Genomic DNA, 3,626 nt, shown 5'->3' with positions numbered 1-3,626 from the left:
GTTCGAGGGCGGTCCGGGGGCGGTCCGGGGGAGGCGTCACCTCATGGCTGGATCTGGGCCGTCATCGAATGCCAGGGCGAGGCGTCGAACACCAGCAGGATCGACACGATCTTGCCGTCGTCCAGGCGGAAGTGTTCGGCGGTGCGCTGCGTGCCGGCCGGGGTGGCGGTGTGCACGTCGTACACCAGCGTCGCCTCGGACTCGCCGTACAACTCGCTGATGAGATCGACGCCGGTCACGATCGACACGAAGCCCGGCAGCGTGGCCAGATGCCCCGTCCGGTCGTCGGAGCTGAAGAACGGGCTCTCGAACCGGAACGGCTCGCCGAGGTGCTCGGCGGCCGCGGGCACGTCGCCCAGGAAGCGGGCCTCGTGATAGCCGCGCACGGCGCGGCGGGTGCGCTCCTGGGCCGCCGCCGGCGCCGTCATGAGTCGGATCCGATCCGGCGCAGGTGGGCGGAGAGGCGCTGCTGGTTGGCGGCCAGCCGCAGGCACAGGTCACGGAACGCGAGCAGCTCGTCGGACGAGAAGCCCTGGAACATCGCCCGCATCGCCAGCTGGGACGGCCTGCGGAACGCCGCGATCCACTCCTGACCAGCGGCCGTGATCTCGGCCAGCACCGACCGCCGATCCTGCCGATCGGGCACGCGGCGCACCAGCCCGTCGCGCTCCAAGGTGTCCACCAGGCCGGTCACGTTGCGCGAGCTGACGCCCGCGGCGCGCGCCAGGTCGCCGATGCTGACGCCGTGCCCGGCCGCGCTGAGCCTGATCAACACGTCGAGCGCGCCCGCGCTGAGCCCCCTGCCTTCGGAGCCGTGCGAGCGCAGGCGCTCGACGGCGTGATGCGCGGTACGGACGGCGGCGGCCGCCTCGAAGGCGAGCAGGTCGTCGCCGGTGTCGGCGAACGGGGCCATCGCCTGCCTGGCCCGGGAGTCGTAGAGAAAGCCGTCGGAGTCGCGTTCGTAAATATGTTCTTCCTTCATAGTAAGAAGTGAGATTAGTACGTACTTCCATAATTTGCCAGAGTCTCCGGCTATTCGCGTCAGGAGGCCGACAGTCGGCCGCTGAGGAGGGCAGCAGTACTGCGCCTTGCGGATCGCGCCCCCGTAGAACGCGGCACCTGCCTGCGGCCCTCACCGACCTCGCAGCCAGGACGACGACCGTACACAGGACCGGGTCCCGGAGGCGGCGGCTCGGCCTTGCCGGCTGGCGTCGGCCGGCGACGCCGCGTTCGCGTCGGCTCGGACGGCGGGCCGGGCGGCCGTCGTATTACTCTTGGGCGCATGTCGGCACGTCTGTCGCCCCGCCTCGCTGCCGTGGTGAACGCGCTTCCCGTCCAGCCGCACTCGCGTGTCCTGGAGATCGGGTGCGGGCCGGGGGCGGCGGCCCGGGCGGTCGCGGCGCGGCTCACCACCGGTCACATCCTGGCCGTCGACAGATCCGCCACCGCCATCGCGCAGGCGGAGGCCGCCGCGGTGGACGAGATCGCCTCCGGCCGGATGAGCGTGCGCCAGGTCGCGGGCGAGGACTTCGTCCTGGAGACGGGGGAGGAGCCGTACGATCTCGTGTTCGCCGTCCGCGTCGGCGCGCTCGACGGGCGGCATCCCGAGATCGGGCAGCGGATGCTGGCGCGCATCGCGGCCGCGACCACGGCGCGGGCCAGGCTCTTCATCGACGGCGGCGATCCGCTGCGCGAACTCCCGATCCCCCGGGCCTGACCGGCACACGCTACGCGTGGGTCCCGCCGAGTTCGCCGCGGCCGGACTGGAGGTGGCGGATCTCGGCGGCGGTGTCACGCTCCGACGCCCTGACGAAACGCAGGACCGCGTCGAGCTCCTCGTCGCCGAAGCCGTCCAGGTCGTCCCTGGTGCGCCGGACCAGGCCCGCGTACGCGGCCGTGACCTGGTCGAGGCCGTCCTGCGTGGGTTCGATGAGCACCCGCCTGCGGTCGCCGGGGTCGGGCACGCGGCGGACGCAGCCGGCCGCGACCAGCCGGTCGATCATGCGTGAGGCCGATCCGGTGGTGAGGTTCACCCGCTTGGCCAGGGCGCCGGGCGTCGCCGGTCCGTACTGGCCGAGGATGTGCAGGCACTGCACGTCGGTGTCGGTGACGCCGAGCCGGGTGGCGACGACGTTGTTGAGCTGGACGACCAGGATCGCCCAGCCGGGTATCGCGGCCCTGACGAGCTCGTCGAGCAGCGCCTGCCGGCTCTGGGCCTGCCGGTTCTGTGCCTGCCGGTTCTGGTCCTGCCGGCTCTGGCCCGGCTTGTCCTGAGCGGGGGCCGCCCGGTCCGGTTCGGTCACGGTGACACCGATTCCCTTCAATTCGCTGCGCCGCGCAGCGAAAAGTGCGCTACATTGGCTGCGTCGCGCAGTTGCTGCGTCATGCATCGAATTCTATCCCATCTCCCCGATCTCAGGAGCGCACTCCCAGCATGGCCACCCTTTCACCGCGCCGCCCCGGCGCCCCGGACCCCGGCCTCCTGTCAGGTCGCGCCGCCGTCGTCGTCCTGGCCGCCGTCCTCATCGCCGCCTTCATGGAACTCCTGGACGCCACCATCGTCAGCGTGGCGGCCCCGGCCATCGCCGCCGACCTGGGCGCGGGCGAGGCCGCACTCCAATGGATGCTGGCCGGCTACACCCTCGCCGTCGGCGCGGGACTGCTCACCGGCGGCCGCGCCGGCGACCAGTTCGGCCGCCGCCGCATGTTCCTCCTGGGGCTGGGCGCGTTCATGCTGGCCTCGGCCGGCTGCGGGCTCGCGACCAGCCCCGGCATGCTGGTCGGACTGCGGGTCGTCCAGGGCCTGGCGGGCGGGCTGATGATCCCGCAGGTGTTCGGCATCATCCGCGCCTCCTTCGCGCCCGCCGCCCGGGCCATGGCGTTCGGCGTGTACGGCGCGGTGCTCGGCCTGGCCTCGGTGGCCGGGCCGCTGCTCGGCGGCCTGCTGACCGAGGCGGACCTGTTCGGCCTCGGCTGGCGGGCGATCTTCTGGGTCAACGTGCCGATCGCGATCATCGGTCTGATCATCGGCGTCCTTGTCATGCCCGAATCCCGCCTGCCCGGCGGGTCCCGGCTGGACCTGCCCGGCGCGCTGCTGGCCGCCACCGCCGCGACGCTCCTGCTCCTGCCCCTGCTGCAGGGCCGTGACTGGGGCTGGCCGTGGTGGAGCTTCGCCGTCCTGGCCTGCGCGGTGCCCGTCTTCGCGCTGTTCCTGGTCAGGGAACGATGGCTCGCGGCGCGCGGCGGCCAGCCGATCCTCGACCCCGCGCTGCTGCGCGTCCGGGCGTTCGCCGGCGGCCTGGCGGTCTGCCTGCTGTTCTTCGGGGCGCTCGGCTCCTTCTTCCTCCTGCTGTCGCTGTATCTCCAGCTCGGCACCGGGCGCGGCGTGCTCGACACCGGGCTGGTGATCCTGCCGTACGCCATCGGCTCGATCCTCACCTCGGGCGTCGGCGCCGGTCTGGCCCACCGCGCCGGCCGGGCCCTGCTGGTCAGCGGCGCGCTGGTGCTCGCCGGGTCGCAGGCCGGGCTGCTGCTGATCGTCCGCGACGGGGCGAACCCTTCCTTCTGGCTGCTGGCCGCGCCGCTGTTCGTGGGCGGGCTGGGGCTGGGGCTCACCGCGCCGTCCC

Annotated in this window: 5 protein-coding genes; 2 read left to right on the top strand and 3 right to left on the bottom strand. The window is 72.8% G+C overall.

Translation table 11 applies throughout. The annotated features are described in order from the left end of the window. Nucleotides 1-41: 41 nt before the first annotated feature. Together HII36_RS53970 and HII36_RS53965 are read right to left on the bottom strand one after the other, a co-directional pair. Nucleotides 42-428 (bottom strand): hypothetical protein, encoded by a 387-nt coding sequence (locus HII36_RS53970; RefSeq protein WP_173531169.1) that lies wholly within the window; start codon nucleotides 426-428, stop codon nucleotides 42-44. Next, a complete protein-coding gene (locus HII36_RS53965; protein ID WP_173531168.1) occupies nucleotides 425-982 on the bottom strand; it encodes a MarR family winged helix-turn-helix transcriptional regulator in 558 nt (185 codons plus the stop codon). The genes HII36_RS53970 and HII36_RS53965 overlap by 4 nt, the downstream gene beginning before the upstream one ends. Before the next feature lie 300 nt (nucleotides 983-1,282). On the opposite strand from HII36_RS53965, the gene HII36_RS53960 reads away from it, so the two are divergent. Beyond that, nucleotides 1,283-1,717 carry a methyltransferase domain-containing protein gene (locus tag HII36_RS53960; protein ID WP_173531167.1) on the top strand — a complete coding sequence of 145 codons (435 nt, stop codon included), beginning with the start codon at nucleotides 1,283-1,285 and terminating at the stop codon, nucleotides 1,715-1,717. Nucleotides 1,718-1,727: 10 nt separating this feature from the next. On the opposite strand, the gene HII36_RS53955 is transcribed toward HII36_RS53960, so the two are convergent. Next, the gene (locus HII36_RS53955; protein ID WP_328808316.1) at nucleotides 1,728-2,303 is read right to left on the bottom strand and encodes a MarR family winged helix-turn-helix transcriptional regulator; all 576 of its coding nucleotides are present in this window, start codon (nucleotides 2,301-2,303) and stop codon (nucleotides 1,728-1,730) included. Nucleotides 2,304-2,434: 131 nt separating this feature from the next. On the opposite strand from HII36_RS53955, the gene HII36_RS53950 reads away from it, so the two are divergent. Continuing rightward, nucleotides 2,435-3,626, top strand: a 1,192-nt coding sequence (locus HII36_RS53950; protein WP_173531165.1) for an MFS transporter, incomplete at its 3' end; no start/stop codon positions are given.

The sequence above is a fragment of the Nonomuraea antri genome (assembly GCF_013283785.1).
Classification (GTDB): Bacteria; Actinomycetota; Actinomycetes; order Streptosporangiales; family Streptosporangiaceae; genus Nonomuraea; species Nonomuraea antri.
This window is presented reverse-complemented; position numbering and strand designations above follow the sequence as displayed.